We start from the raw sequence: 26531 nt of genomic DNA on the forward strand, positions 1-26531 counted from the left end.
AAATTATTGGCCTGTGGTTATTCGACAAAGGCAGGTCGTTTTTAACCCTCTTTGTCGATTTGCGCTTGAATATTGAGCGTGATCAGATCGCCTACATAAGACGGAAAGCCGCTGGCACCGAAATCATGCCGGTTGATGGTGCCGGTCAGATGGACGACCAAGTTATTCCGGTTTTGTGCGTCGGTACCGCTTTGACGGAAGAGACCAGCATCAAGCGTGACATCACGGGTCACGCCGCGAATGGTCAGCTTGCCGGAGATCTTGGCCTTGGACAGGGAGCCAGTGATCTTGGTCGAGGTAAAGGTGATCTCTGGGAATTCCTGCGTGTGCAGGACTTGCGGACCCTTCATCGCCTCGGTGGCGAATATGAACCCCGCCTTTGCGTCATGGGCACTAAGCGTAACCGAGACCTGACTGGCCGAGATATTGCGCAGGTCCAATCGCATATCGGAGGATTTAACAGGCATTTGCCCCTTTTTAGGCGCGCCGCTGAATTCATAGCTGAAGCCGACTTTGGATTGTGCAGGATCCAACAGATAGATGTGCGGGGCGGCCTGCACGGCCGGGGTGGCCAGAGCGAGCAGGATCAGGCAGAAAGAACGTGAGATGAGTTTGATCATGCGGGGGACAGTAGGGCGCAGGTGCCGTGCTGGCGAGTCACTGTTTGTCACGCTTTTGTAATATGGGTCACGAAAAAGGGCAAAATTCATGCAGATGAAACAACTGGGTCGGACAGATCTGACGGTAAGCAAGCTGTGCCTTGGATCGATGACATGGGGGACGCAAAACACCCAAACTGAAGGGCACGCCCAGATTGATCGCGCGCTGGAGCGCGGGATCAACTTTGTCGATACGGCGGAGATGTACCCAGTCAACCCGATCTCGGCTGAGACCACGGGGCTCACCGAGGAGATCATTGGCAATTGGTTTGCGGCGACCGGGCGCCGGCAGGATATGATATTGGCGTCGAAACATTCGGGGGCGGGATTCAAGAATGCCCGTGATGGCGCACCCATTTCTGGACAGACGATTTCACAGGCAATTGAGGGGTCTCTGAAGCGACTACAGACGGACTACATCGATTTGTACCAGTTTCATTGGCCCAACAGGGGTAGCTATATGTTCCGGCAGAACTGGCGCTATGATCCGTCCAGCCAGCATAAAGCCGAGACATTGGACAATATGGCCGAATGTCTTGAGGCCCTGGAGCGTGAAATGCAGCGCGGGACAATCCGGACTTTTGGCCTATCGAACGAATCTGCCTGGGGCACGTCGCAGTGGTTGCGCCTGTCGGACGCGGGTCACGGTCCACGCGTGGCCTCAATCCAGAACGAATATTCGCTGATGTGCCGGATGTACGACACCGATTTAGCTGAGCTGAGTGTGAATGAAGATGTTGACCTGTTAGCGTTTTCGCCGCTGGCGGCGGGGTTGTTGACCGGAAAGTATCAAAATGGCGCCGTGCCCGAAGGTTCGCGCATGTCGATTGTCAGCGATCTGGGTGGACGGCGAACAGATCGGGCCTTTGCGGCCGTGCAGGCCTATCTGGATATTGCGCAGCGAAATGGACTGGAGCCGGTGCAAATGGTGCTGGCCTGGGCGATGCAGCGGCCATTCATGGGGTCGGTGATCTTTGGGTCAACCACGATGGAACAACTGGATTTGGCGCTGGGCAGTGTTGAGATCACGTTGAACGATGAAGTATTGGTCGAGATTGACACGGCGCACCGCGAGAATGCGATGCCGTATTGATTTCGAACTGGGTTCGGGGTGAGGTTGAGTCGTGCAGATGGAATCCTGTTTCGACACAGCCATAGCGAGGATGATTTGCGGTGACGCGATCCGAACACCCCACTCCGGCGGCTACGCCGCGCACCCGCGCCAAGGCGCGGCATATTCTGGACAACTACTATATTGGCCCCGCGCGTGACCCGGACGTATTGGAGATCTGGGGCTACACCGAGCATATATCTTATGCGCCGGGAGATACGGTGCAATTGCGAGTTTCGACCACGGCAGATCGTTGGGAATTGGAGGTGGGCCGAGATGGGTCGCGCTATGAGCCAAAGTTGTCCGAAGTCGGTTTGAGGGGAACACATCAGGATACGCCGGTTGATTGCTCGGTCCGAGGGTGTGATTGGGAAAGTTCCTACGACTTCTTGATCCCGGAAGATTGGCCAGCGGGGGGCTATCTGATCACACTACGAGCCGAACGGGACGGGGATCGTGTGGAGGAGCATCATATGTTTTTGCTTCGCCGATCTGAGGTCCCTGCACCTTACGTTCTGATTTGCGCAACGGGAACTTGGCTGGCCTATAATTGTTGGGGCGGATCAAACCACTACGAAGGGATCACCGGGCCTGAAGGGAATGCGTTTTCGCCGGTGGTTTCAACGCAAAGGCCGTGGACCCGAGGGTTTTGTAAACTGCCCGAAGGGGCCCCGCGTGCTGTGCCCGAAGTGCCGCATGTACCGAGGGCAATGGTGCGCTACCCCTACATGGAATGGGCCTATGCCTATGGCTACTCCAAGAAATACGCCTCAGCCGGATGGGCCGGTTATGAACGCCACTTTGCACGCTGGGCCGAGGCGCAGGGCTATGCGTTGGATTTTGCCACACAGCATGATCTGGAAACCGATCCAGATCTGCTCAGCCGATATAAATGCGCGATTTTTGTCGGGCATGATGAGTATTGGTCGGCCAATATGCGCATGACCGTCGATGAGTATACCGAGGCTGGCGGAAAGGTTGCTAGGTTTGGCGGGAATTTTCTGTGGCAGACGCGGATTGAAGACGGGGGGCACACGCAGGTTTGTTATAAATACGATGCGGAAAACGATCCGCTGGTCGGGAGTGATCAGGAGCATCTGGTGACAACCGCGTGGGAGGCGTCTCCGGTCGGTTGGCCCGGCACAAAGACTTTTGGTGTCAATGGATTGCAGGGCATGTATGCCGGATTGGGCCGGTGCGTGGGGCAAGGCAGTGGTGGGTTTACTGTGTATCGTCCGCAGCACTGGGCGTTTGAAAACGCGCAGATTGGTTATGCTGACCAACTGGGCGCGGGTTCTCGGATTTTTGGCTACGAGGTCGATGGAGTGGATTATCGGATGGAGGATGGTCTGCCATTTGTTACGGGGGCAGATGGGGCCGACCCGGCGATTGAAATTCTGGCGATGGGCCTTGCCACGCATGTTGAGCCGGATCATGGGCTATGGGGAGAGACCGTGTACATCGGGGACACCGACGCGCATTACAAAGCGCGGGTCCTGTTGGGCGAGGAAACACCTGAGGCGGTGGACCGGTCGACGCGCGGAAACGGCGCGATTGTTTCGTGGAAACGCGGTAAGGGCGAGGTGTTTACGGCGGGAACTTGCGAGTGGGTCATGGGGCTAACCCGACGTGATTGGCAGGTGGAGCAGGTCACGAGGAACGTGCTGGATCGTTTTGGTGCGTGAGAACGTGCAAAGCGCAAGAAACGGGTCGTGCGTGATCTAGCTCTGTGCGATCACGACACAATGGACGCGAACACAACACCGACGATTAACCTGACTTCTGGCCTCATGCTGCTGGCGCTAGCCGCTGTCTGGGGCGGGTCGTTTTTCTTTGCCGAAATTGCATTGCGCGAAGTGCCGCCGCTGACCATCACGCTGCATCGCGTATTCTGGGCGGTGCCGTTTTTGCTGGCGGTGGTTTGGTGGAAAGGTATTGCCTTGCCGCGATCGCCCAAAACATGGCTGTGCTACGGGGTGATGGGCGCGCTGAACAATGTGATCCCGTTTTCACTGATCTTCTGGGGGCAGACGCAGATTGAAGGCGGTCTTGCGTCTATTTTGAATGGCACGACCGCGGTATTCGGTGCCGTGGTGGCCGGGTTGCTGCTCAAGGATGAGCCACTGACCCCGCGCAAGATCGTCGGTGCTATCTTTGGCGTGATCGGCGTCGGTGTGATTATGGGGCCGGATGCGTTGACCAATTATGATCCGCGCAATCTGGCGCAACTGGCGATCCTGGGGGCGGCCTTGTCCTATGCCTTTGCTGGGGTCTGGGCCAAGCGCACTTTGGCGGGGCAGCCCCCCTTGATGAATGCGCTGGGCATGCTGGTAGGTAGCACGGTTTTGATGGTGCCGATTGTGCTGTGGGTGGATGATGTTCCATCGCTTGAGTTATCTTCTGGCATTTGGGCATCACTTCTCGCATTGGCCGCCCTGTCGACATCGCTGGCTTATCTCCTCTACTTCGCCATTCTGGTGCGGGCGGGCAGTGCCAACCTGATGCTGGTCACCCTGATGATCCCACCGTTTTCTGTCGGTCTGGGCGTGGCGTTTCTGGGTGAGCGGCTGGGGCCAGAAGCTTGGGCGGGCTTTGCGCTGATCGCGCTGGGATTGGTGGTGACCGACGGGCGGCTGTTACGTAAATTCCACCGGAGCCGTGTCGCCTAGCGAGCGTCCCATAGGCTTTGAATATGATCGGGCAGACCGCGTCCTCCGACGTGGGCCTCGCGCACTAGATGATCAAAATGGGCGGTCATGCTTTGCACCCGTTCAGTATCGCGAAACACCATATAGGTCTGGCCGATGTAGACAGCGGCCAGCAGCGGGCCGAAGATCGTGATTGGTGCTGAGAACAGGCGGCGAGCATCGTAGAGGTATATCCGCATGTTGGGATAGAGCTGTGCGGTGGTGCTTTGCAGGTGCGCAATTTGGGCGTCACGAATGCCTTCGGGCAGGCCGGAATAGTAGCCTTCGCCATGGACCAGAGATTGCATTTCATAAAGTGGGAAAACGATTTCGTAATCTGAATTGGTTTCGCGCATCCATTTCATCCGATCCTCGGAGGCACCAATCACCTGATCGGTGCTGCGGCCCAGATGCGGGGCATACTCCCATTCCAGCATCTCTCGGGTTTTGAGCATGTCGGGCAGGCCAGCGGGGACGTGGCGGATCTTGTAGCCGGCGGCCTCTTGGTGCCAGGCAAAGATCTGATCATCGATCAATGCACGTTTGGCCTGTGTCATCGAGAGCGAGCTGGCAAGGATATCGGCGGCGGATTCCGGGCGGTCCGTCAGGCCCAATAGCCAATCGGCCGAAACCCCAAGAGTTGAGGCGCATTCGCCGACAATCTGCGCGTTCGGCAGGCGCGCGCCATGATCCTTGAGTAGTTGTGAAATGGTTGATCGGTCCACGCCAATGGTGCGGGCCAAGGCGCTTTGATTGCTGCCGCGGTCTTTGATTGCCTCGGCCAGGCGGTTGCGAAACAGCGCGGCGCGGTCTCGTTTGTCGGTTTTATAACTCATATGGTGATAATAATCACAAATGCAGAAAAATGTTAACTGTATTCGGAATGCCGCCGCGGCAATTTATTCGGTAACAGAATTGTGAAGCTCACAAAGAGGTACGGAAATGGAAACGCAGCGGCGCACGCTGGTGAAGGCAGTCATTTGGAATGTGATGGGGTTAACTATGATGGCCCTTGTTGGGTTGATCATGACCGGATCGATGATGGTTGGTGGTGCGATGGCGATTGTGAATACCCTGATCGGCCTGTGCTGCTATTTCGCATACGAGCGTGCCTGGGCGAAAATTTCATGGGGACGGATTCATGGCTGATGTCAGCACTCCAACGCGTTCCATTGAGTGGCTAACTTTGGCGTTGCTGGTGTTTTGCTATCTGGGGTGGGCCATGGCCACAACTTGGCTCGCTGCGCTCTGGCTACCACTGGGCATGGTGGCGACGATCATCTTTGTGGCGTTGCATTCGTCATTGACGCATGAAGTTCTGCATGGTCATCCGTTTCGCGCCAAGTGGTTGAATGAGTTGACAGTTTTCCCCTGTCTTGGGGTGGCAATCCCCTATCAGCGATTTCGTGATCTGCATCTGCTGCACCATCAGGATTCGCGACTGACCGACCCTTACGATGACCCGGAATCAAACTTTTTCGACCCCAAGATCTGGGCGACCCTGCCGCGTTGGGGACAGCGGGTCTTGCAGTTCAACAACACCTTGCTGGGGCGGCTGACAGTTGGGCCATTGGTGGGGCAGTACGCCTTTATGCGGGCCGATTGGATCGCCGCGAACAAAGGTGACACTGCAGCGCGGAATGCCTGGCTGTGGCAGATCCCGGCGGTGATTCCGGTGCTTTGGTGGGTGGCCACTTCACCCATGCCGCTCTGGGCCTATCTGATCTGCTGCTATGTTGCCCTGTCGATCCTGAAGATTCGCACTTTTCTGGAGCACCGAGCCCATGAACGTGCCAGCGGGCGCACCGTCGTGATCGAGGACAAAGGGCCGCTGGCGTGGATTTTCCTTAACAACAACCTCCATGTCGTGCACCACATGCACCCCAAAGTGGCGTGGTACGATCTGCCTGCACTCTACGAAGGTGATCGCGAGAAGTACCTGCGGCGCAACGATGGCTATCGTTACGGTTCATATGCCGAGATTTTCCGCAAATATTTCCTCAAAGCCAAGGACCCGGTCCCACACCCCTTGTGGCGAGAGCTTGAGCCGGGAGAATAAAGCACTTTATTCGCGAGGAGATCGAAGGACGTTCTGGCCAAGCCGCGGAAAGGCGGGCAAGAAGGCCGGATGGAAGCCTGGATCTTTCTCTCAATCGCGGCCGCAGCGTTTCAAACGTTGCGATTCATGCTACAAAAGTCACTTAGCATGGGGACCCTGTCTTCGGGCGGGGCGACCTTTGCGCGCTTTGCATATTCCGCTCCCTTTGCGGCGACAGTAGCGGCTGGGTATCTGATTTGGTCCGGTGTAGGAGTGCCGGATCTGTCAGGGCGCTTCTGGTTGTTTGTGTTGAGCGGCGGATTGGCGCAAATCTTGGCAACATGGTGCGTGGTGGCGATTTTTGTGCAGCGCAACTTTGCCGTGGGCATCACGTTTAAGAAAACCGAGGTCATTCAGACCGCCTTGGTGGGCCTGCTGGTGCTGGGAGACCGGATCAGCATGGCGGGCTTTTCTGCTATCTTAGTTGGCCTTGTTGGCGTCTTGGTCTTGTCTGACCCACCCGAAGGGTCGGGTAAATGGTCAAGTCGGTTGATGAACCGGGCAGCGGGGCTGGGTGTGTTGTCAGGCGCATTCTTTGCCGTATCGGCGGTGGGCTATCGCGGGGCGACGCTGGAGATCGCCAGTAACGATGCTTTCCTGCGAGCGGTGGTGTCGATCGCTGCAGTCACAGCCTCTCAAACCATCGGGATGTCTTTGTGGCTGCGATGGCGAGAGCAAGGCCAGTTGGGCCGGGTCTGGGCGGCGCGGCGCCAGGCGGTGTGGATGGGTGTGACCAGCATGCTTGGCAGCCTGTGCTGGTTTACCGCCTTTGCTTTGCAGAATGCGGCCTATGTCTTTGCCGTGGGACAGATCGAGGTGATCTTATCGCTGCTCGCCTCGGTGCTGTTCTTTCGCGAGAAGATTACGGCGCGCGAGCTGTCAGGCATCGGCTTGCTCAGCGCCAGCATCCTGTTGCTGATCGTACTGGGGTAGCACGCGCTATTCGTCAGACTTGGGGCTATATCCACGCAGGCGGATGAACAGGCTGGCTTCGTCGTCATTCTTGAAAAACGGAACCGAAGCAGGCGGGGCCGGGTCATGTGCTTTGGCTTCAACCTCAGCCAACACCACCTCGGTGATGAAGGGCAGGTCAAACTCGCGCGCTTGAGAGAGCGGGATCCATTGCAGGTGTGACAGCTCATCACTGGCGGCGGAAAAATCATCCAGATCGCCGGAAAGATGGCTTGCGTCGAGCAGGAAGAACCGTGCATCGAACCGGCGCGGGCGACCCGGGGGAGTGATGGCACGGAAGAAGAATTGCAATCCATCGGCGGTGGGCAGAAAGCCACGTGCGGCGTAGCTCTGCCAGTCTTCAGGGATGTCGCCGTTCCAGCCACCGGATCGTCCCAGGATCAGGCCGGTTTCCTCCCAAAGCTCGCGAATGGCGGCGACGGCAAGTGCGTGCGAGAGATCTTCGGTGCTGTCTTCGAGCAAGCGGTCCGCGCACAGCGAAGGCAGGGGGCTTGATAGTGCAATGTTTGCGTCTTCTGCATCGACCGCGCCGCCGGGGAAGACAAATTTCGAAGGCATGAAGGCAGCCTTTGCGCCGCGTTGCCCCATCAGAACATGAGGGTTGCTCTCACGATCACGCAATACGATCACGGTGGCCGCATTGCGAATGGCAGTTTTGTCGATGGTCATGATGCCCCTTGCCTGTTGCGAAGAGGTTAGGGTTTGTCGGCGAACCCGTGCATGCGACGCGCCCACTGAAACGCGACAACCATCCCCTTCAGTCTGGGCAGAAGGTATAGCGAGAGCGCGACACAGCCAATAGAGAATATCGTTACCATCGTCATCGGGCTGGGGCGGAAATACACAAACACGAAGTGGATGGCGACAGCCAACAGGTGACCCACGATTAAAATTGTCAGATAGGCAGGTCCGTCATCGGCGCGTTGGTGGCTCAGGTCCTCGCGGCAGACCGTGCAGGTATCACGCACCTTGAGATATCCATTGAACAGCGGGCCGCTGCCGCAGTTCGGGCATTTACGCCGCCAGCCCTTGATCAGGGCCGGGCGCAGTTCACGTTCATGAATCGGTGCGTTGGTGATATCGGTCATGGTGGACTCGTACAGTTTGAATGGATCTAAAATAAGGGAAGTCCCCCTTAAAATAAAAGGTAGAATGCCGGGTTGCGTCCCGATGTCGCAAAATTCTGCAAAAACTTTCGAAACTGGCGACGGAAAGGGATTGCTGGTCCGTATAATAATAAGAACGGGCGATGAGGTACCGTTCAAACAACAAAAAATGGTAAAGTCCGGAGAACTGAAAATGAAAAACTCGATGTTGATGAGCAGCCTGGCAATCGCAATTGTTCTGGGTGGTGTAACACAAGGTGTCGCTGGCAGCGGCAAAGGCCACGGACCACATCATTCTTTCGAAGAACTGGATGCCAACGGTGACGGCCAGATCTCGCGCGAGGAAATGGCGGGCCACATGCAAAAACGTTTTGAAGGTGCAGACGCCAATGGTGATGGCAACCTGACCCGGGATGAGTTGGTCGAAAAGATCAAGGAGCGCAAAGCCAAGAAGGCTGAGAAATACGCTGACCACATGATTGAAAAACATGACGCCAACGGTGATGGTGTGCTGAGCACCGAAGAGATGACTGCGAAACGTGATGGTCGTTTGGAGAAGATGTTTGCCAAGGTAGACGCCGATGAAAACGGCACGATTTCCGCAGAAGAATTCGAGGCCATGAAGAAACACCACGGCAAAAAGGGTCACAAGAAGGACAAAGCCGACTCGGAATAATATCTTTATGCGCGGGGTGCGACCGCGCGCCCCGCATCCTATATGCACCACAAAGCAATGGTTGCAGGGTAAGTTTTGGCGAAGGATCTCTCATTGGCGTCGATCGAAGAATTGTCGGATGACGCGTTGCTGGTCATGTACGCCAATGGTGATCGTGATGCGGCGCGTGTCTTGACGCTTCGCTTGACGCCAAGGGTGTTCAATCATGCGCTGCGCTTGCTGGGTGACCGGGCCGAGGCTGAAGATGTGGCACAAGAGGCGATGTTGCGTCTGTGGCGGATTGCACCGGACTGGCAGCAGGATCAGGCGAAGGTGACCACATGGCTGTACCGTGTCGTGGCCAATCTATGTACAGATCGGTTGCGCAAGGCACGGCCAGTCGCATTGGATGCGGTAGAGGAGCCGGTGGATGAGGCAAGCGGTCCGGTCGAGAAGATGCAGGATCGGATCAGGGCGCAGGCCTTACAACGGGCCTTAAGCGATTTGCCTGAGCGACAACGCCAGGTGGTTGTTCTGCGCAACATAGAAGGGTTGAGCAACCCGGAGATTGCCGAGATCATGGAGATCAGCGTGGAGGCTGTGGAAAGTCTGAACGCGCGTGGACGTCGCAGGTTGGCGGCAAGTTTGAGTGATAAACGAGAGGAGCTAGGGTATGTCGACGCACACTGAAGACACGAAAGATATCTGGTTGGATGAGTGCTTTGCTGCTGCAAGACAGGACACCACGGCAGCTCCGGATGACTTGATTACGAAAATCCTTGCGGATGCAGGTACGATGCAGCAGGAATTTGCTACCCAGAGTCTGGTTGCGACTCCTGTGCGAGCGGGGCTGTTCGCCCGTGTATCGCAGGCGCTAGGAGGATGGCCGTCAATAACCGGGCTGGCGACAGCATCGCTGGCCGGAGTTTGGATCGGGATGAGCGCCCCGGCGGGGCTTGAAGGTGTGACGCAGGCCTTGGTCGGGGCTGAGGCAGTGATCGATGTGGTTGATCAGTATTATCAGGCAGAGTTTGAACTGGCGGGAGACCTATGATGCAGGATAATGCCAAAACACCAAAACCCAGTGGGCGCCGATGGATGCGGGGTGTGCTGGTAGCATCATTGGCGCTCAACCTGCTGTTTGTCGGTGCTGTGGGCAGCGCTTTCTTGAAACATGGCAAAGGGCACAAGCATCATGCGGGCTTTAGCAAGATGGGTGGGCCGTTGACGCATGCTCTGTCGCCTGAAGACAAAAAGAAAGTGCGCAAGAAACTACATGAAGCTTATGAGAAGAACGGCGCTGGCTTTCGACAGTATAAGGAAGAAAAGGCCAAGCTGATTGCTGTTTTGAATGTCGAGCCCTTTGATGTTGAGGCCGCCCGCACGCATCTTGATCAGATGCATGACGTTGTCTCAAGCCGGCTGTTGCAGGGGCGAGAAGTGTTGCTTGAGCGGCTGGTCGAAATGTCGCCGGAAGAACGTTCGGCTTTTGCCGAACGTTTGCAGAAACGTCACAAGAAATATCACAAAGACTGATCAGGCGGCGGAACGCATATCAAGAGTAACTGTGTTGCGGCCCAAAGATTTCGCGCGATAGAGCGCTTTGTCGGCGTGTTTCAACAGTGCATCTGCGGTGCAAGGGTTAGTTTTGTTGTCTTCGTGGGGGGCAAAGGTGACGCCGATACTTATTGTGATATGAATCGGCGACATCTCATCGGATAGCCTGATAGGCATTTCGCGAACTAGTCGACGCAGGCTGTTGGCGATGTTACGGGCTTTGTCTTGCGTGGCCGTTGGTAGAACGATCAAGAATTCCTCACCACCGATACGGGCGATCATGTCATGAGCATCCAAAGCACCACGTAACTTGTCTGCAACATGAGTGAGAACTTGATCCCCTGCGGCATGGCCATGTTGATCATTGATGCATTTAAAGTGATCCAGATCCGCCAACATGACAGTGAATTGCTGACCGCTTAAACGAGCGCGTTCTATTTGTTGTTGAAGGAAGGGCACCGCGTAGCGGCGATTGTAAAGCCCGGTCAGGGGATCTGTCATCGCAGCGTCGAGGCGTTTTCGCAACATTGCGCGCATTTCATCGATACGATGTTTGTCTTGCGCTTGGGAATGCAAGCGATGTGCCAATTCTTCCAGCGATGCATCGGCATCTAAGACATCATTGGCACCCAGATCCAGTAATGAGCTGGTCACGGCTGGATTGGGTTTATGCAGATATGCCAAGATACGGCAGGATCTAGTGCTTGGTTCACTGCTCAACCTCGCCAATCGGAGTAGATCCGCTTCGGGTGTGTCACTTGCTGCGATTGAAAATAGATAGATGTCGGCTTGTGGCGGAGCATCAGCAAGTGAGGTGAGGCAGTCGGGGTGATATCGCGAGATCGTATAGCAGCCAAGATCTTCCAATTTGTTATCAAGAGATGAAAGGGCGTTCGTATGAGGCGTGAATAAAGCAACTTTCAGCGGGAGCGCAAATTGCGATGACATCTCTGAAAAGCCAAATCCATCGGTTGTTTGGATGCTGTCGCGTAAATCAAGTTCTGCAATGTGTCCGCGCATGTGGTTGCGCAGGCGAGCAAGGAGTACAGGCTCATCCACAGGATGGGAAATTACGTCATCCGCACCGTTGCGGAATGCTACTAACCGCTGTTTCTTATTATAGTTTGATTGTAAAACGAGTACGGGTTGATTTTGATATGTTACTAATTTGCGAAGCCGTTTCGAGAACTCCTCTTGAAACAAATGCTCGGCGACAATGAGCAAATCAGGAGACTGGAATTGCACATGTGCAAGCAGTTCATCCGCCGTATCCACGAAGGTCACCTGATAATACGCCGCTGTCAGCTTGGCCTTGAGGAGAATTCTGCTAGTGATTGAGCCATCTGCGATCAGAATTTTTCCGGGCATTCGCTGGCCTTTCGTCTTGCTCTTTTCAATGGCTCGACTATCCATAGATTTGGTTAAGAAAACCTTTCCGGGAATTAATACAAATGAGCCTTTCTCAAGATGCAGCAGAGATGATCGGCCTGAAATGTTTGGCGTGGTTGGCAGGTGATGAAGAGTTGTTGCCAGTCTTCATGGGTACAACGGGTGCTTCTGTTGATGATCTGCGGGAAGGAGCGAAAAACCCAGAATTTATTGGTGCTGTGTTGGATTTTGTGTTGATGGATGATGCATGGGTGGAGGCTTTTTGTACTGCGAATAGCTTGGCGAATGACATGCCAATGCACGCGCGCGCGGCGCTGCCCGGTGGGGGGCAGGTGAATTGGACCTGACGGTCACAGAAATGAGCGAGAAAAGAAATGTTAACAGAAGTTGATGGGGTCTTGTTCGACAAGGACGGTACACTGTTCGAGTTTCAAGCGACTTGGGCGGTGTGGGCAAGGCAAACTATTGAGGATTTGTCGGGCGGCGATTCCGCACTTTGCACCGATTTGGCGCATACGTTGGGATTTGACCTAAACAGTAATCTGTTTACCTCCGACAGTCCGATCATAGCAGCATCGGTGAGGGAGATTGCTGAACATGTCCAGAAAGTTTTATCTGAACGCACCGTCGATGCCATAGAACAAGAGCTGGCGATCAGTGCGCAAACCGCCCCCTTGGCGCCCGCTGTTCCACTAGCAGCCTTCCTTGAAGCTTTGAAAGGGCTCGGTCTAGCGGTTGGTGTCATGACCAATGATGCCGAATCCGTGGCGCATGCGCAACTCAAGCAGGCCGGCGTTTTTGAGCAGTTCGATTTCGTTGCCGGATACGATTCTGGTTATGGTGCCAAGCCTTCCCCAGATCCGCTGCTTGCCTTCGCCAACAAGATGGAGCTATCCCCTGACCGCATCCTGATGGTGGGCGACAGCACGCATGATCTGGTTGCCGGACGTGCGGCGGGGATGAGGACAGTTGCTGTTCTGACCGGGGTTGCACTTGAGGAAGAGCTCAGCCCTTACGCAGACGTTGTATTCCCCAATATTGGTCATATCCCCGGCTGGCTGGCTGCATGACGCAATCCCCCAGTTTTGGGATCTTGCTGGCACTGATTGGCACCTTGGTGCTCACGCCTGATGCGTTGTTGATGCGCCTGTCAGGCATGGATGGCTACCAGATGGTTGGCTGGCGCGGCGGGTTGATGGGGCTGATCTTTTTACTTAGCTGGATCATCCTGAGCCGTGGGCGCTGGGCGGATATCATGCGGATGGCGACACCGTTCGGGCTATTGATTGTCGTTTGCCAGTATTTCAATGCCTCGCTGTTTGCCTTGGGCGTGTCCTGGGCCCCGGCGGCGATTGTTCTGATTGGCGTCGCGACAGTACCAGTGTTTGCGGCAGTGTTTTCATGGGTGCTGATGGGAGAGAAGGCCGGGCGATTGACCTGGATTACGATCGCCGTTGTGTTGGTCGGGGTGATGATCGCGGTGCTTGGCGGTGAGGCAGCGCATGTCAGCTTCGACGCAAAAATCATCCCCGGGGCGTTGGCCGGCCTTGGGGTAGGGGCGGTTTTGGCGATGAACTTTGTGGTGCTTCGCGCACATCCGTATCTGCCTATTTTGCTGTGCATTGGAGTCGGCGCCCTGATGGCAGGCCTGACCGGGGTTCTGGTGACAGGTCCTGAAGCGATGACGGATGGCACGGTCTGGGCGATCATGCTCGCGGGTGGGTTTGTGCTGCCGTTTTCGTTTTTCTCTCTATCCCTCGCCTCACGTTATACGGCAGCGGCCAATGTCAGCCTGATCATGCTGTTGGAAACGGTGCTCGGCCCGCTTTGGGTTTGGTGGGGTGTGGGCGAGGCACTGAACGCTAGCATGGTGATTGGTGGCGTGATCGTGGTGGTGAGCCTTGCGATCTACATCGTCTTGACCAGCCGGAATGGCCGTCAGGTCAAAGTGGAGAAATAAAAACGACGAGGTTTGTCGCAAACCGGCATACCTTTTTGGACTGAAGGTGGTTGCATAATTGAAACGCCTCTAGGAGATCAGCATGCCTCAGGACAGCAAACGCAGACGCCGCAGCGGTGGCCGGGCCGGAAACGCAGAGCGACGCGGCGCGATGGCCATTGAGCAAATGCCATGGAACCCGCCGGTTAATATCGACCGGCCAGTTGAGCCGCTCTACGAAGAAGGCGTGATGGCTGTGCATGACGGGGCCATGCGTATTCTTGAAGAGATCGGGATCGAGATCCTGAACCCTGAAGCATTGGAGATTTTCCGCGCCTCGGGTGGCTGTACCATCAAAGGTGAAAACCTTCGCATGGGCCGCGATTTTGTGATGGAGATGATTGCGAAAGCGCCTGAGCAGTGGACGATCACGCCGCGCAATGCGGATCGGACAATCACTGTTGGTGGTAACAATCTGCTCTTTGGCAATGTGTCATCGCCACCCAGCTATTGGGACATGAACTTGGGCCGCAAGGTGACCGGCAATCGCGAAATGTGCCAGAACCTGTTCAGGCTGAGCCAGTATTTCAACTGCATCCACTTTGTCGGCGGCTATCCGGTAGAGCCACAGGACATTCATCCGAGCATTCGCCACCTCGACGTTTTGTTCGACAAGCTGACACTGACCGACAAGGCGGCGCACGCCTATTGTCTGGGTAAAGAGCGGGTCGAAGACGTGATGGAAATGGTGCGCATCGCGGGCGGTTTGACAGACGAAGAATTTGAAGCCACGCCAAGGATGTACACCAACATCAACTCGACCTCGCCGCTGAAACACGACTTTCCGATGCTAGATGGCTGGATGCGCCTGGCGCGGCGCAATCAGGGCCTGATCGTGACGCCGTTCACCTTGGCGGGGGCAATGGCCCCGGTGACCATGTCGGGCGCTGTGGCGCAGTCGCTGGCCGAAGGATTGGTTGCCGTTGTTCTTGCGCAGTTGATCCGCCCCGGCGCAGCCTGTGCGATTGGAACGTTCACCAGCAACGTGGACATGAAATCAGGCGCGCCCGCATTCGGCACGCCCGAGTATATGCGCGCGACGCAGATGACCGGGCAGTTGGCGCGGTACTACAAGCTGCCGATGCGGGCCAGTGGGGTCTGTGCCGCGAACGTGCCGGACGGGCAGGCCATGTGGGAAACCTCGAACAGCCTGTGGTCGGCGGTGCAGGCGGGGGCAAACGTGGTCTATCACGCGGCGGGATGGCTTGAGGGTGGGTTGATTGCCAGCCCAGAGAAATTTGTGATGGATTGCGAAATCCTGCAGCAAATTCAGCGCTATATGGATCCATCCCTGACTGCGACGGGCCCAGATGAGATCGCCATTGATGCGATTCGCGAGGTGGGTGATCAAGGCCACTTCTTTGGCATCCAGCACACGCAGGACCGGTACGAGACCGCCTTCTACCAGCCGTACTTGAGTGACTGGCGCAACTTTGAAGCCTGGGAAGCTGCCGGCGGCGTCTGGACCGCACAGCGCGCGCATCAGACTTATCAGGATATTCTGGCCGAGTTCGAGGCACCGCCCATGGATGTGGCGATTCGCGAAGAACTGTCAGCCTTTGTTGAGCGTCGCAAGGCCGAAGGTGGCGCGCCCACCGATTTCTGATTTAGCATCATATGTTGGTTTTGAAGCCCGTCCCATTTGGGGCGGGTTTTTCTTTGATCGAGGAATCGTAAGGATTTTCGATAGATTTATAGTGATCAACTGACAGACGTTGAACCTTTGTTAATCCGGGCTTGCCACGCTCAGGCATCTGTAAAGGAGGCTGCGATGCACGGGTTGATCAACCAGTCAATTCAAGGGTTCGTTTGTGACACCTACGGTCACACAGTGTGGGAAGGGGTGATGCGGCAGATCGATCCTGGTTTTGCCGAGTTCGAGGCGATGCTGACTTATGAAGATGATGTGACCATCGCTGTGATTGATGCGGTATCAAACGCATTGGATAAATCACCTGATGATGTGCTTGAGGATGTTGGAACGTATTTGATTTCACACTCCAAGGTCAGAGCCGTACGGCGGCTGTTACGTTTTGGCGGGGTCGATTTTGAGGATTTCCTGCACTCGCTTGACGATCTGCCTGCACGCGCAAAATTGGCAGTTCCGGATCTGATATTGCCCCGCCTGGAACTGCGAGATCATGCGCCGCAGGCTTTTAGTCTCATGGTCTATCCCCTGCCCAGAGTTGCGGTTGCATTCGGACATGTGGTGTTGGGCGCGTTGCGCGCGATGGCGGATGACTACGGTGCATTGGTTTTTTTAGACCACCGTGGTCAGAGCGGAGAGGCGGAAATGATCGATATCACTTTGTTGGAAGCGGCTTTTGCCGAAGGAAAATCATTTGAGTTGGGTGTGAGGGCTTCATCATGACATCTAATCGGGCCAATCTGAATGTAGACGTGTTGGATGCTTTTTGTCCGTTGCATGTGGTTGTGAATAAATCCGGGCATATCACGCAGGCTGGCAGGGCTTTTCATAAGCTGTGCCCGGGACAGGATGCCGTCAATCGGCGGATTTTGGAGGTGCTGGAAATCAAGCGCCCGGGGCAGATCTATACTCTGGATGACCTGCTTGAGGCAGTTGGCACGAAATTGCATCTGCAAGTGCGCAACGAGCATCGGACGGAATTGAAGGGACTAATGGTGCCGTTGCCGAATGGGGGCGGGGCAGTTTTGAATCTCTCGTTCGGGATTTCAGTAGTCGAGGCGGTTTGTGACTATGAACTGACCAACGCTGATTTTGCCCCCACCGATCTGGCGATTGAACTGCTCTATATGGCCGAGGCGCAATCGGCAGCGTTGTCAGCGTCAAAGAAGATGAATTTGCGCCTGCAAGAGGCGCGGATGATGGCCGAAGAGCAGGCGTTTACCGATACGTTGACGGGGCTGAAGAACCGTCGCGCATTGGAGCCTATATTGGAGCGTTTGATCGACCGCGAACAGGATTTTGCCCTGATGCATCTGGATCTGGATTTCTTCAAAGCCGTGAATGATGTACAGGGGCATGCGGCGGGGGATCAAGTGCTGAAAGTCGTAGCCAAACGCATGTGTCATGAGACCCGCCCGCAAGACAGTATCGTCCGTACGGGGGGGGACGAATTTGTAATAGTCCTTCCCGGCCTTAAGGATGCTGCACAGTTGGATGGGTTGGCGACACGTCTGATCATCTCTATCGAAGGGCCGATCACTTTCGAAAACCAACTGTGCAAAGTCTCGGCCAGTATCGGAACAGTCTTGAGCCTGAACTACGATAGCCCTGAAATTGACCGCATGATGGATGATGCCGACGTCGCCTTGTATGGCGCGAAACGCGAGGGGCGCGGATGCCACGTAACCTATCGCACTGCGCTGAGATTGGATGATACTTCGGATCACTCTGCCGATGATCAACGGGCGGTGTCCTAGGGGCACGAACACTTAATCGCGACCGCCCCCTTGCGGCCCCCGGAGCGCGTGACTAAGACTCCGTTAGCACCTGATCAGGAAAGATCGTGACATTTAGACAGGCAGGCGGATGATGAGAGACCCAATTGATACGTATATGAATACCCTCGTGCCCATGGTGGTTGAACAAACCAGCCGAGGTGAACGAGCTTATGACATTTTTTCCCGCCTGCTGAAGGAGCGGATTATTTTCCTCAGTGGCCCGGTGCATGACGGGATGTCGAGCCTGATCGTGGCACAGCTGCTACACCTAGAGGCGGAAAACCCGTCAAAAGAAATCAGTATGTACATCAACAGCCCTGGTGGCGTGGTTACCAGCGGTCTGTCTATCTATGACACAATGCAATACATCCGCCCGAAGGTGTCCACCTTGGTTGTGGGCCAAGCAGCGAGCATGGGGTCGCTGTTGCTGACCGCGGGTGAGCCAGGCATGCGCTTCTCGCTTCCCAACAGCCGAATCATGGTGCACCAGCCCTCGGGCGGTTACCAAGGTCAGGCAACCGACATCATGATTCACGCCGAAGAAACACTAAAGCTGAAGCGCCGGTTGAATGAAATCTACGTGAAGCACACCGGTCAGACGCTGAAAAAGGTTGAAGAAGCGTTGGAGCGCGACAACTTTATGACAGCAGAAGATGCAAAAGCCTGGGGTTTGATCGATGAAATCGTTGAAAACCGGGCTAAGACGGATGACGAAAGTTAAGTGAGCGAAAGCAGACCGTTTCAGCCGGTGATTTTGCGATTGTGGTGCCGCGGCACCTGTTTTAAGCTGGCTGAGACGACCACAGGTTTGGGTCGGAAGACTCATTTATGCATTGTGCGAACGGCCCGAAAGGTAAAGTAGATGGCGAATAATTCAGGTGGCGACAGCAAAAACACCCTTTATTGCAGCTTCTGCGGCAAGAGCCAGCATGAAGTCCGCAAACTGATTGCTGGCCCGACTGTCTTTATCTGCGATGAATGTGTCGAACTGTGCATGGACATCATCCGCGAGGAAACCAAAAGCGCCGGCTTGAAGGCCAGTGATGGCGTTCCGACGCCACGCGAGATTTGTGATGTTCTGGATGACTATGTCATCGGACAAGCCGTTGCGAAACGCGTGTTGTCTGTGGCTGTCCACAACCACTACAAACGCCTGAACCACTCAGGCAAGAGCGACATCGAACTGCAAAAGTCCAATATCATGCTGATTGGTCCGACCGGATGCGGCAAGACCCTGTTGGCACAGACCTTGGCGCGCATTCTGGATGTGCCGTTCACCATGGCTGATGCGACCACGCTGACCGAAGCGGGCTATGTCGGCGAAGATGTCGAAAACATCATCCTGAAACTGTTGCAGTCTAGCGAATATAATGTTGAACGTGCGCAACGCGGTATCGTCTATATCGACGAAGTCGACAAAATCACGCGTAAGTCAGAGAACCCTTCGATCACACGTGATGTGTCGGGCGAAGGTGTACAACAAGCTCTGCTGAAGTTGATGGAAGGCACAGTTGCTGCCGTACCACCCCAAGGTGGGCGCAAGCACCCGCAGCAAGAATTCCTGCAGGTGGATACCACCAACATTCTGTTTATTTGCGGCGGGGCCTTTGCTGGTCTGGACAAAATCATCGCACAGCGCGGCAAAGGCAGTGCGATGGGCTTTGGCGCAGATGTGCGTGATAACGATCAGCGTAACATCGGAGAGATCTTCCAAGATCTTGAGCCCGAGGATTTGCTGAAATTCGGTTTGATCCCGGAATTCGTGGGCCGTTTGCCTGTGATTGCGACACTCGAAGATCTGGATGAAGACGCGCTGGTCACTATTCTGACTGAGCCTAAAAATGCTTTGGTCAAACAATATCAGCGGCTCTTTGAGCTGGAAGATACCGCGCTGAAGTTCACTGATGATGCACTCAAGGCGATTGCCGTACGTGCAATCGAGCGTAAGACCGGGGCTCGCGGCCTGCGCTCAATCCTCGAAGACATTCTGCTGGATACGATGTTCGACCTGCCGGGCATGGAAAACGTCAGCGAAGTGGTTGTGAATGAGGAAGCGGTGACATCAGATGCCGCGCCTTTGATGATCTATGCCGACGCGCAGAAAGAAGGCGCTAGCGCCTGATCCTTCAAAACGCAGCGGGTCCATAAGCGGCTGGCTGCGTTTGTCTTTCCCGGTGTGATGCAACGCTGGACCTTTCCGAACATTTGCGCCATATCTGTGACACGCATCGTCGGAGGAATTGATGGGCATTCTCAACACGCTACTACGTGCTGTGACATGGTGGAACGGCCAGACCCTGAATACGCAGCTATACACGTGGCGCAAAGGCGAGCGTGTGGGCGAAGACGAACAGGGCAATGTGTTTTACCGCACCCGTGATGACAAGCGCCGCTGGGTGATTTTTAACGGCGAGGCCGAGGCCAGCCGCGTCAGCCCTGATTGGCACGGCTGGTTGCATCACACCTTCAAGGAACCTCCTACCGACAAGCCGCTTGTCCATAAAACGTGGGAAAAACCACACGAAGAAAACCTGACGGGAACGGCACTGGCCTATGCGCCAATTGGGTCGATCCGACGTGTCGCGGCCCCGGCTGAGCGGCGTGATTATGAGGCATGGAGCCCGGAATAGTCGGGCCCTCAGAGTAGGCAGTACAATATGTCAGAAAATACCACTGAAGTCATCGTTGGCGGCGCAGTTCTTGCCATCGCAATAGGGTTTTTAGCCTATGCCGGTCAGGTGACCGGCGTCTCGGCAGCGGCCAAGGAATACCCGTTGGCGGCCAGTTTCCGCAGCGCAGATGGCGTAGATGTGGGCACCGATGTGCGCCTTGCGGGCGTCAAGGTGGGGCGAGTAACGCAGCTAAACCTTGATCCTGAAACCTATCGCGCTGAAACCGTGTTTACCGTGCGAGAGGGGATTGAAATTCCGGACGACAGTGCGGTCTTGATCAGTTCTGAAGGGCTGCTGGGAGGTAACTTCGTTGAGATCCAGCCCGGTGGATCACCTTTCTATCTTGAAGTGGGCGATGAGATTGAATTCACTCAAGGCTCGGTCAGCCTGATCTCATTGCTGCTCAAATTCGTCAGCGGTGACGATAAGGAGTCTGACGGATGAGGTCAGCAACGCTTGCTTTGCTGGTGGCCTGTGCCGCAGGAACAGTATCAGCACAACAAGAGGTCAGCACTGGCACTGGGGCCGTGTTGCGTGGGTTGGATAAACTGACCGGCCACGTCGAAGATATCACATTGGAAAATGGCGGCAGCTATCAGCTGGGCCGTTTGACAATTGCACTTGATGAATGTCGGTTCCCCAAAGGCAATGCGGTCTCCGACGCATTTGCCTTTTTGACGATTATGGACGAAGGCGAGGCAGAGCCCGCGTTTCGCGGCTGGATGATGGCCTCGTCTCCGGCGCTGAATGCGATGGAACATCCGCGTTATGACGTTTGGGTCATGCGCTGTAGCACCCTGTCCGAGGCAGGATCAAACGAGACCGAGTCTAGCGTAGAAGAGTGAACCAACGCTAGCTTGAGCAATTCTCGGTATTCGGCACGCGGGATTTCAACGGCCCCAAGGCTGGTCAGATGTTCGGTGATGAATTGAGTGTCCAGCAAAGTGAACTGACAACGGCGCAGATGGTCACAGAGGTGCGCCAGCGCCAGTTTTGACGCATCGGTCTGGCGCGAAAACATGCTCTCGCCAAAGAACGCCTGACCAAGCGCCACGCCGTAAACGCCACCGACCAGCGCTTCCTTTTCCCAGATTTCGAGTGAATATGCGTAGCCCATCTCGTGCAGCGCGGTGTAGAGCTGCCGGATTTCATCATTGATCCAGGTCTGCTCCCGATCAGCGCATCCATTTAAAACGCCGGGAAAATCGCGGTTCCATGATGCAGTGTATTCTGCCTTACGCATGCGGCGGGCGAGGGAGCGGGAAATGTGAAAGCCATCCAATGGCAGGATGCCACGCTGACGTGGATCGACCCAGAAAATTTCGGGGTCATCCTGCCCCTCGGCCATCGGAAATATGCCTGAAGCATAGGCGCGCAGCAATAATTGAGGGGTAATTTCAGGCAGTGCGTCGGTCATGAAGCATCCTGATCAGTAGTCGCACATTTGAAGGAAAACCTACCGGCCACATGCATCTGCGGCCGGTAGGGCAAAGCATCACGGCTTAGTCCTGAAGATTGGTCTCCAGCCATTTTTCGAGCCAGTGAATGTTGTATTCGCCGGTGTGAATGTCTTCCTCGGCCAGTAGGGCATCGAACAGCGGAACGGTTGTGTCGACACCATCAACGATCAACTCCCCCAAAGCGCGCGATAGCCGGGCCAAAGCGGCAGGGCGGTCACGGCCATGCACGATCAGCTTGGCGATCAGCGAATCGTAGTAGGGCGGAATCGAGTAGCCATCGTAAAGCGCCGAATCCATCCGCACACCCAGACCGCCGGGGGCGTGGAACTGGGTGATCTTGCCAGGACGTGGCGCAAACTCGGGCACCTTCTCGGCGTTGATGCGGACCTCGATGGCGTGGCCATTGATTTCCAGATCATCCTGACCAAAGGACATCGGCAGACCAGCAGCCACACGGATTTGCTCGCGCACCAAATCAACGCCGAAAATCGCTTCGGTTACCGGGTGCTCCACCTGCAGGCGGGTGTTCATCTCGATGAAATAGAACTCACCATTCTCATACAAGAATTCGATCGTGCCGGCGCCTGTGTAGTTGATCCGTGCAACAGCATCCGCACAAACTTCGCCAATTCTGGCGCGCTCTTCCGGTGTGATGCATGGGCCGGGTGCCTCTTCAAACACTTTCTGGTGACGGCGCTGCAGGGAGCAGTCACGCTCGCCCAAATGCACCGCCTTGCCCTTGCCATCGCCAAAGACCTGAATTTCGATGTGGCGCGGTGTGGTGAGGTATTTTTCAATATAAACTTCATCGTTGCCAAAGGCGGCTTTACCTTCGGACCGTGCGGTCATAAAGGCATGTTCCATCTCGCTGGCGTCGGCGGCGACTTTCATGCCGCGCCCACCACCACCGGCGGTGGCTTTGATGATAACCGGATAGCCGATCTCTTCGCCAATGCGACGGGCATCTTCCAATGTCGGAACACCGCCATCAGAGCCCGGCACACAAGGTACGCCCAGTTCTTTCATCGTATCCTTGGCGGTGATCTTGTCGCCCATGATACGGATGTGTTCCGCTGTAGGGCCGATGAAGGTCAGGTTATGATCTTCGACGATCTGCACAAAGTTGGCGTTTTCACTGAGAAAGCCATAGCCAGGGTGTATCGCCTGGGCGCCGGTCACTTCACAAGCAGCAATGATCGACGGGATCGACAAATAGCTGTCGGTGCCCGGAGGGGGCCCAATACAGACAGATTCGTCGGCCATTCGCACGTGCATTGCGTCGGCGTCAGCGGTCGAATGAACTGCAACCGATTGAATGCCCATTTCGCGTGCCGCCCGGATAACCCGCAGGGCAATTTCACCCCGGTTGGCGATGAGAATTTTATCGAACATCAGCCAGACCTTATTCGATGATCATCAAGGGTGTGCCGTATTCAACCGCTGCACCGTCTTCAACCAGAATACGCTTGACCGTACCGCCGCGTGGGGCGGGGATGTGGTTCATGGTTTTCATGGCTTCGACGATCAACAGGGTGTCGCCTTCACTGACCTGATCGCCAACGCTGACAAATGAAGGCGCGCCGGGCTCGGCCTGCGTATAAACCGTGCCAACCATGGGCGAGGTCACTGCGCCGGGGTGGCTGGCTGGATCTTCAGCAGGAGAGGCTTCGGCAGCAGGGGCTGCGGCGGCTGGTGCAGCTGCAACCGGTGCTGCGGGCGCAGCCATTTGCATTGCAACAGGAGCGGCCACTTCTTGACGGCGGCTCACGCGCACGTTCAGGCTATCGTTTTCGCCGTAGTCGCGTTTCACCTGCAGCTCGGTCAGGTCATTTTCATTCAACAGCTCGGCGAGCGCCTTGATAAAGGTCACGTCGGTTTCGTGTGTCTTATTTGGCATCAGTATCCTCGACCATAGGCGGGGTTTTGATCAGTTTGTCCCGCACATTTGTTTTGCTTCTTATAGGCCAGTCTTCCGCCCGAGAAAAGCAAGCAATTGTGGTGTTATGTGGGGTTAGATCGTTGAAATGACCATAGGGAAGCCGATTTTATTCGACATCGGGCCACTTCAAAGCGGCATGCCCGAAAGTTTGGCCACCAATTCAGGTAATTTACGCGCCTGAAACTTCTCCAATAACCGTGCGCGATACATCTCGATCGTGCGGTAGGACAGGTTCAGATCCAGCCCAATTTCCTTGGAGGTCATGCCCTGACAGGTCAAGATTGCGACCTGTCGTTCGCGGGCGGTCAACTCCACCAATGGCCGCTCGTCCGACAGGTCGGTAAAGGACCAGACTCCTTGTTGAAACGGGGCCTCGGGCGTGGTGGATTGACCCCGGACCCGGCACCAGAACAAATCGCCATCGCGCCGCTTCATAATGCGCTCGTCGTTATACCTCCCGGTTTCGCGCATGATGCTCAGACTGCGCGCGCCGATGCGGCGGTAATCCTCGATAGAAGGATAATAGAGTGCAAGCGGCACGTCTTTGTAGTCTTGCGGGGTATCGCCGAATATATCAGCAAAACGCTGGTTGCATTGCCGGATGATCCGGTGTTCCAACACTACCAGCCCCATGGGCGCATTTTCAAAGGCAAGTTCCTGCAAAGTCATACGCGCACTATGCCGCTCTGGCCAAGCGATGCCAAGGCCGCCTATAAGGGCAAAAATTGTGGGCGTGGCTTGACGGCAGGATATGGTCAGCGCAGTGTCCGCGCAAAATGTAACATTGGCCACAAGACGTTATGTCCGGGTCAACATAAAATACCGAGGTTGAACGTGGCAGGCACCCCAGCCCCCTTTGCCCCCTTTGAATGGATGATCGCATGGCGATACCTGCGCGCCCGTCGGGCCGAAGGTGGAGTCAGTGTGATGACATGGATCAGCTTGATCGGCATTACATTGGCAGTATTTGCATTGATCGCGACCTTGTCCGTGCGCTCAGGTTTTCGCGCCGAATTGGTCGATACCATTTTGGGCTCAAATGCCCATGTGACCGTCTATAATCTTGGTGTCGTGAACGAGCAGACCGGCCGGCTGGACCGGACTATCGAAGATTACACTGCCATGGCTGAACGTGTGCGCGAAGTCGAAGGTGTCACCCGCGTTGCCCCACTGATCAAGGGGCAGGTCATGGCCAATATGCGCGACCGCAACGCAGGGGTGCAAGTTTTTGGCATTTCGTTTGAGGATCTGCAGACCATTCCGCGGGTTGCAAACCCGGAAACCGGGTTGGGGGATATCGCCCGCTTCAACGAAGGCATCGCGCTTGGCTCTGGCGTGGCGCGTGAACTCGGAGTGACCATCGGTGATCGGATCAAACTAATTTTGCCGAATGCGAACAAAACAGCTTTCGGATCAACCCCTCGGATCAACGCCTACGAAGTGGTCTACATCTTTACTGCCGGGCGTTATGACATCGACAAGGTGCGGGTCTATCTGCCGTTTGCAGAGGCGCAGAGCTTTTTCAACCGCGAGGGACGCGCGGATGAGCTGGAGGTCATGGTCGCAAACCCTGAGGGAGTAGACGGAATGAACCTCGACCTCATCAAAGCCGCCGGAGAACGCAGCCAGCTCTGGAGCTGGCGTGATGCCAGCGGCGGGTATCTGCGCGCGCTTGAAGTCGAGGACAACGTGATGTTCATCATCATGGCCATTCTGGTCCTGATCGCGGCGATGAACATCACCAGCGGACTGATCATGCTGGTCAAAAACAAGGGCCGCGACATTGGCATTTTACGCACCATCGGCTTGACGCAGGGATCAGTCATGCGAGTGTTTTTCATCTGTGGAGCATTCACAGGGATGATCGGTACGGTCTGTGGCGTGATCTTGGGTTGCTTGTTTGCGGTGTATATCGATCCGATCTTTTCGGTTGTGAATGCCATGATGGGCGGTGGCGTTTGGGATCCGTCCATTCGTGGAATCTATCACTTGCCGGCCAAGCTGGAATTTGCGGATGTGCTCTCGGCAATTGGCTTGTCGCTGGGGCTGTCGTTCATCGTCACAATCTTTCCCGCCCGCCGCGCGGCGCGGCTGAACCCGGTAGAGGCGCTGCGCTATGAGTGAAGTGAAGCTGAAACTTTCAGATGTGTCCAAGACCTACAACAAGGGTTTGGAACATGAAGTGCCGGTGCTGAACAGTGCGGCGCTGGAATTGAAGGCTGGCGAGATCGTCGCCCTCGTCGCCCCCTCGGGTGCGGGTAAATCCACCTTGATGCATATCGCAGGCCTGCTGGACACGGCTGATGCGGGGCAGATTGAAATCGCCGGTACCGATATGACCCGTCTCAGTGATCGCCGCCGTACCAATGCACGGCGTCGCGACATCGGATTCATCTATCAGTTCCACCACCTGTTGCCCGAGTTCACCGCCAAGGAAAACATCGTCCTGCCGCAACTGGCCAATGGCATCCCGCGTAAACAGGCTGAACTACGGGCCTACGATTTGTTAACCCGCGTCGGCATCGCCGAGCGCGCGGATCACCGGCCTGCAGCCTTGTCTGGTGGGGAGCAACAACGCGTTGCCTTTTGCCGGGCTGTGGCCAATGAACCAAAGGTGTTGCTGGCAGATGAGCCCACTGGGAACCTTGATCCAAACACTTCGGATCAAGTATTCGAGGCGCTGGTCGGGTTGGTACGCGACACAGGATTGGCGGCGCTGGTCGCGACCCACAATCTGGAGCTGGCCGCGCGCATGGACCGGACGCTCAGGTTGGAAAACGGACAACTGGTGTCGGCTTAAC

Annotated in this window: 32 protein-coding genes; 23 read left to right on the forward strand and 9 right to left on the reverse strand. The window is 55.7% G+C overall.

Translation table 11 applies throughout. The features are described 5' to 3' along the window. Positions 1-41 precede the first annotated feature (41 nt). The gene (locus ROA7450_RS03945) at positions 42-671 is read right to left on the reverse strand and encodes a YceI family protein (protein WP_234999429.1); all 630 of its coding nucleotides are present in this window, start codon (positions 669-671) and stop codon (positions 42-44) included. Positions 672-708: 37 nt separating this feature from the next. Between ROA7450_RS03945 and ROA7450_RS03950 the strand changes: the two genes are divergently transcribed. The 3 genes from ROA7450_RS03950 (at position 709) to ROA7450_RS03960 (ending at position 4439) form a co-directional block, all read left to right on the forward strand. Next, on the forward strand, positions 709-1752 hold the full coding sequence (locus ROA7450_RS03950; protein WP_085804367.1) for an aldo/keto reductase: 1044 nt from the start codon (positions 709-711) through the stop codon (positions 1750-1752). Between the two features lie 80 nt (positions 1753-1832). After that, positions 1833-3455 carry a N,N-dimethylformamidase beta subunit family domain-containing protein gene (locus ROA7450_RS03955; protein ID WP_085804368.1) on the forward strand — a complete coding sequence of 541 codons (1623 nt, stop codon included), beginning with the start codon at positions 1833-1835 and terminating at the stop codon, positions 3453-3455. Positions 3456-3482: 27 nt separating this feature from the next. Then, a complete protein-coding gene (locus ROA7450_RS03960; protein ID WP_234999430.1) occupies positions 3483-4439 on the forward strand; it encodes a DMT family transporter in 957 nt (318 codons plus the stop codon). On the opposite strand, the gene ROA7450_RS03965 is transcribed toward ROA7450_RS03960, so the two are convergent. Continuing rightward, entirely contained in the window at positions 4436-5293 is an 858-nt protein-coding gene (locus tag ROA7450_RS03965; RefSeq protein WP_085804369.1) for a helix-turn-helix domain-containing protein, read from the reverse strand. The two genes, ROA7450_RS03960 and ROA7450_RS03965, sit on opposite strands and share 4 nt — an antisense overlap. Before the next feature lie 106 nt (positions 5294-5399). Here ROA7450_RS03965 and ROA7450_RS03970 point away from each other — a divergent pair, with 106 nt between their 5' ends. From ROA7450_RS03970 to ROA7450_RS03980, 3 genes are all read left to right on the forward strand, one after another. Next, complete coding sequence (locus ROA7450_RS03970) at positions 5400-5606, forward strand: DUF2061 domain-containing protein (RefSeq protein WP_085804370.1); 207 nt, start codon at positions 5400-5402, stop codon at positions 5604-5606. After that, positions 5599-6516, forward strand: a complete 918-nt coding sequence (locus ROA7450_RS03975) for a fatty acid desaturase (protein WP_085804371.1) — start codon at positions 5599-5601, stop codon at positions 6514-6516. Before ROA7450_RS03970 ends, ROA7450_RS03975 begins: the two co-directional genes overlap by 8 nt. A gap of 69 nt (positions 6517-6585) precedes the next feature. Then, positions 6586-7488, forward strand: a complete 903-nt coding sequence (locus ROA7450_RS03980) for an EamA family transporter (protein ID WP_085804372.1) — start codon at positions 6586-6588, stop codon at positions 7486-7488. 6 nt (positions 7489-7494) lie between these two features. Here the strand turns inward: ROA7450_RS03980 and ROA7450_RS03985 are convergent, their stop codons facing one another. Then, on the reverse strand, positions 7495-8196 hold the full coding sequence (locus tag ROA7450_RS03985; protein ID WP_085804373.1) for an NUDIX hydrolase: 702 nt from the start codon (positions 8194-8196) through the stop codon (positions 7495-7497). Between the two features lie 26 nt (positions 8197-8222). Beyond that, positions 8223-8615, reverse strand: coding sequence for a DUF983 domain-containing protein (locus ROA7450_RS03990; RefSeq protein WP_085804374.1), 393 nt, complete (start codon positions 8613-8615; stop codon positions 8223-8225). Between the two features lie 211 nt (positions 8616-8826). Here ROA7450_RS03990 and ROA7450_RS03995 point away from each other — a divergent pair, with 211 nt between their 5' ends. The 4 genes from ROA7450_RS03995 to ROA7450_RS04010 all read left to right on the forward strand — a co-directional run bounded on the left by ROA7450_RS03995 (position 8827) and on the right by ROA7450_RS04010 (position 10824). Continuing rightward, entirely contained in the window at positions 8827-9309 is a 483-nt protein-coding gene (locus ROA7450_RS03995) for an EF-hand domain-containing protein (protein WP_085804642.1), read from the forward strand. 135 nt (positions 9310-9444) lie between these two features. Then, on the forward strand, positions 9445-9978 hold the full coding sequence (locus tag ROA7450_RS04000) for an RNA polymerase sigma factor (protein WP_085804643.1): 534 nt from the start codon (positions 9445-9447) through the stop codon (positions 9976-9978). Continuing rightward, positions 9962-10342 carry a hypothetical protein gene (locus tag ROA7450_RS04005; protein WP_085804375.1) on the forward strand — a complete coding sequence of 127 codons (381 nt, stop codon included), beginning with the start codon at positions 9962-9964 and terminating at the stop codon, positions 10340-10342. The genes ROA7450_RS04000 and ROA7450_RS04005 overlap by 17 nt, the downstream gene beginning before the upstream one ends. Next, positions 10342-10824 carry a periplasmic heavy metal sensor gene (locus tag ROA7450_RS04010; RefSeq protein WP_159453993.1) on the forward strand — a complete coding sequence of 161 codons (483 nt, stop codon included), beginning with the start codon at positions 10342-10344 and terminating at the stop codon, positions 10822-10824. The genes ROA7450_RS04005 and ROA7450_RS04010 overlap by 1 nt, the downstream gene beginning before the upstream one ends. Here ROA7450_RS04010 and ROA7450_RS04015 read toward each other — a convergent pair whose 3' ends face one another. Then, positions 10825-12213 carry a diguanylate cyclase gene (locus ROA7450_RS04015; protein ID WP_159453994.1) on the reverse strand — a complete coding sequence of 463 codons (1389 nt, stop codon included), beginning with the start codon at positions 12211-12213 and terminating at the stop codon, positions 10825-10827. An 83-nt stretch (positions 12214-12296) separates the two neighbouring features. Here ROA7450_RS04015 and ROA7450_RS04020 point away from each other — a divergent pair, with 83 nt between their 5' ends. From ROA7450_RS04020 to ROA7450_RS04070, 11 genes are all read left to right on the forward strand, one after another. Next, a complete protein-coding gene (locus ROA7450_RS04020; RefSeq protein WP_085804378.1) occupies positions 12297-12581 on the forward strand; it encodes a DUF3572 domain-containing protein in 285 nt (94 codons plus the stop codon). A 27-nt stretch (positions 12582-12608) separates the two neighbouring features. Next, positions 12609-13304: an HAD family hydrolase gene (locus ROA7450_RS04025; protein ID WP_085804379.1), complete on the forward strand. Its 696-nt coding sequence runs from the start codon at positions 12609-12611 to the stop codon at positions 13302-13304. Further along, entirely contained in the window at positions 13301-14194 is an 894-nt protein-coding gene (locus ROA7450_RS04030; protein ID WP_085804380.1) for a DMT family transporter, read from the forward strand. Before ROA7450_RS04025 ends, ROA7450_RS04030 begins: the two co-directional genes overlap by 4 nt. Before the next feature lie 82 nt (positions 14195-14276). Further along, a complete protein-coding gene (locus ROA7450_RS04035; RefSeq protein WP_085804381.1) occupies positions 14277-15839 on the forward strand; it encodes a trimethylamine methyltransferase family protein in 1563 nt (520 codons plus the stop codon). A 165-nt stretch (positions 15840-16004) separates the two neighbouring features. After that, positions 16005-16604 carry a heme NO-binding domain-containing protein gene (locus tag ROA7450_RS04040; RefSeq protein ID WP_085804382.1) on the forward strand — a complete coding sequence of 200 codons (600 nt, stop codon included), beginning with the start codon at positions 16005-16007 and terminating at the stop codon, positions 16602-16604. Beyond that, positions 16601-17638, forward strand: a complete 1038-nt coding sequence (locus ROA7450_RS04045) for a diguanylate cyclase domain-containing protein (RefSeq protein WP_085804383.1) — start codon at positions 16601-16603, stop codon at positions 17636-17638. Before ROA7450_RS04040 ends, ROA7450_RS04045 begins: the two co-directional genes overlap by 4 nt. A 112-nt stretch (positions 17639-17750) precedes the next feature. After that, a complete protein-coding gene (locus ROA7450_RS04050) occupies positions 17751-18380 on the forward strand; it encodes an ATP-dependent Clp protease proteolytic subunit (protein ID WP_085804644.1) in 630 nt (209 codons plus the stop codon). Positions 18381-18521: 141 nt separating this feature from the next. Then, positions 18522-19781, forward strand: coding sequence for an ATP-dependent Clp protease ATP-binding subunit ClpX (clpX, locus tag ROA7450_RS04055; RefSeq protein ID WP_085804384.1), 1260 nt, complete (start codon positions 18522-18524; stop codon positions 19779-19781). Positions 19782-19902: 121 nt separating this feature from the next. Beyond that, positions 19903-20289, forward strand: coding sequence for an NADH:ubiquinone oxidoreductase subunit NDUFA12 (locus ROA7450_RS04060; RefSeq protein WP_085804385.1), 387 nt, complete (start codon positions 19903-19905; stop codon positions 20287-20289). A gap of 27 nt (positions 20290-20316) precedes the next feature. Further along, positions 20317-20775, forward strand: coding sequence for an outer membrane lipid asymmetry maintenance protein MlaD (gene mlaD / locus ROA7450_RS04065; RefSeq protein WP_085804386.1), 459 nt, complete (start codon positions 20317-20319; stop codon positions 20773-20775). After that, complete coding sequence (locus tag ROA7450_RS04070) at positions 20772-21176, forward strand: DUF2155 domain-containing protein (RefSeq protein WP_085804387.1); 405 nt, start codon at positions 20772-20774, stop codon at positions 21174-21176. The genes mlaD and ROA7450_RS04070 overlap by 4 nt, the downstream gene beginning before the upstream one ends. Here ROA7450_RS04070 and aat read toward each other — a convergent pair. The 4 genes from aat to ROA7450_RS04090 all read right to left on the reverse strand — a co-directional run bounded on the left by aat (position 21098) and on the right by ROA7450_RS04090 (position 24399). Then, entirely contained in the window at positions 21098-21748 is a 651-nt protein-coding gene (gene aat / locus ROA7450_RS04075; RefSeq protein WP_085804388.1) for a leucyl/phenylalanyl-tRNA--protein transferase, read from the reverse strand. The two genes, ROA7450_RS04070 and aat, sit on opposite strands and share 79 nt — an antisense overlap. Positions 21749-21833: 85 nt before the next feature. Next, complete coding sequence (accC, locus tag ROA7450_RS04080; RefSeq protein ID WP_085804389.1) at positions 21834-23183, reverse strand: acetyl-CoA carboxylase biotin carboxylase subunit; 1350 nt, start codon at positions 23181-23183, stop codon at positions 21834-21836. Between the two features lie 10 nt (positions 23184-23193). Then, positions 23194-23688, reverse strand: coding sequence for an acetyl-CoA carboxylase biotin carboxyl carrier protein (gene accB / locus ROA7450_RS04085; protein WP_085804390.1), 495 nt, complete (start codon positions 23686-23688; stop codon positions 23194-23196). A gap of 168 nt (positions 23689-23856) precedes the next feature. Beyond that, complete coding sequence (locus ROA7450_RS04090) at positions 23857-24399, reverse strand: LuxR C-terminal-related transcriptional regulator (RefSeq protein ID WP_370738199.1); 543 nt, start codon at positions 24397-24399, stop codon at positions 23857-23859. Between the two features lie 165 nt (positions 24400-24564). Between ROA7450_RS04090 and ROA7450_RS04095 the strand changes: the two genes are divergently transcribed. Beyond that, the gene (locus ROA7450_RS04095) at positions 24565-25854 is read left to right on the forward strand and encodes a lipoprotein-releasing ABC transporter permease subunit (protein ID WP_085804646.1); all 1290 of its coding nucleotides are present in this window, start codon (positions 24565-24567) and stop codon (positions 25852-25854) included. Then, on the forward strand, positions 25847-26530 hold the full coding sequence (locus ROA7450_RS04100; RefSeq protein ID WP_085804391.1) for an ABC transporter ATP-binding protein: 684 nt from the start codon (positions 25847-25849) through the stop codon (positions 26528-26530). Before ROA7450_RS04095 ends, ROA7450_RS04100 begins: the two co-directional genes overlap by 8 nt. The last annotated feature ends 1 nt before the right edge of the window (position 26531 follow it).

The sequence above is a fragment of the Roseovarius albus genome, assembly GCF_900172335.1.
GTDB classification, from domain to species: Bacteria; Pseudomonadota; Alphaproteobacteria; order Rhodobacterales; family Rhodobacteraceae; genus Roseovarius; species Roseovarius albus.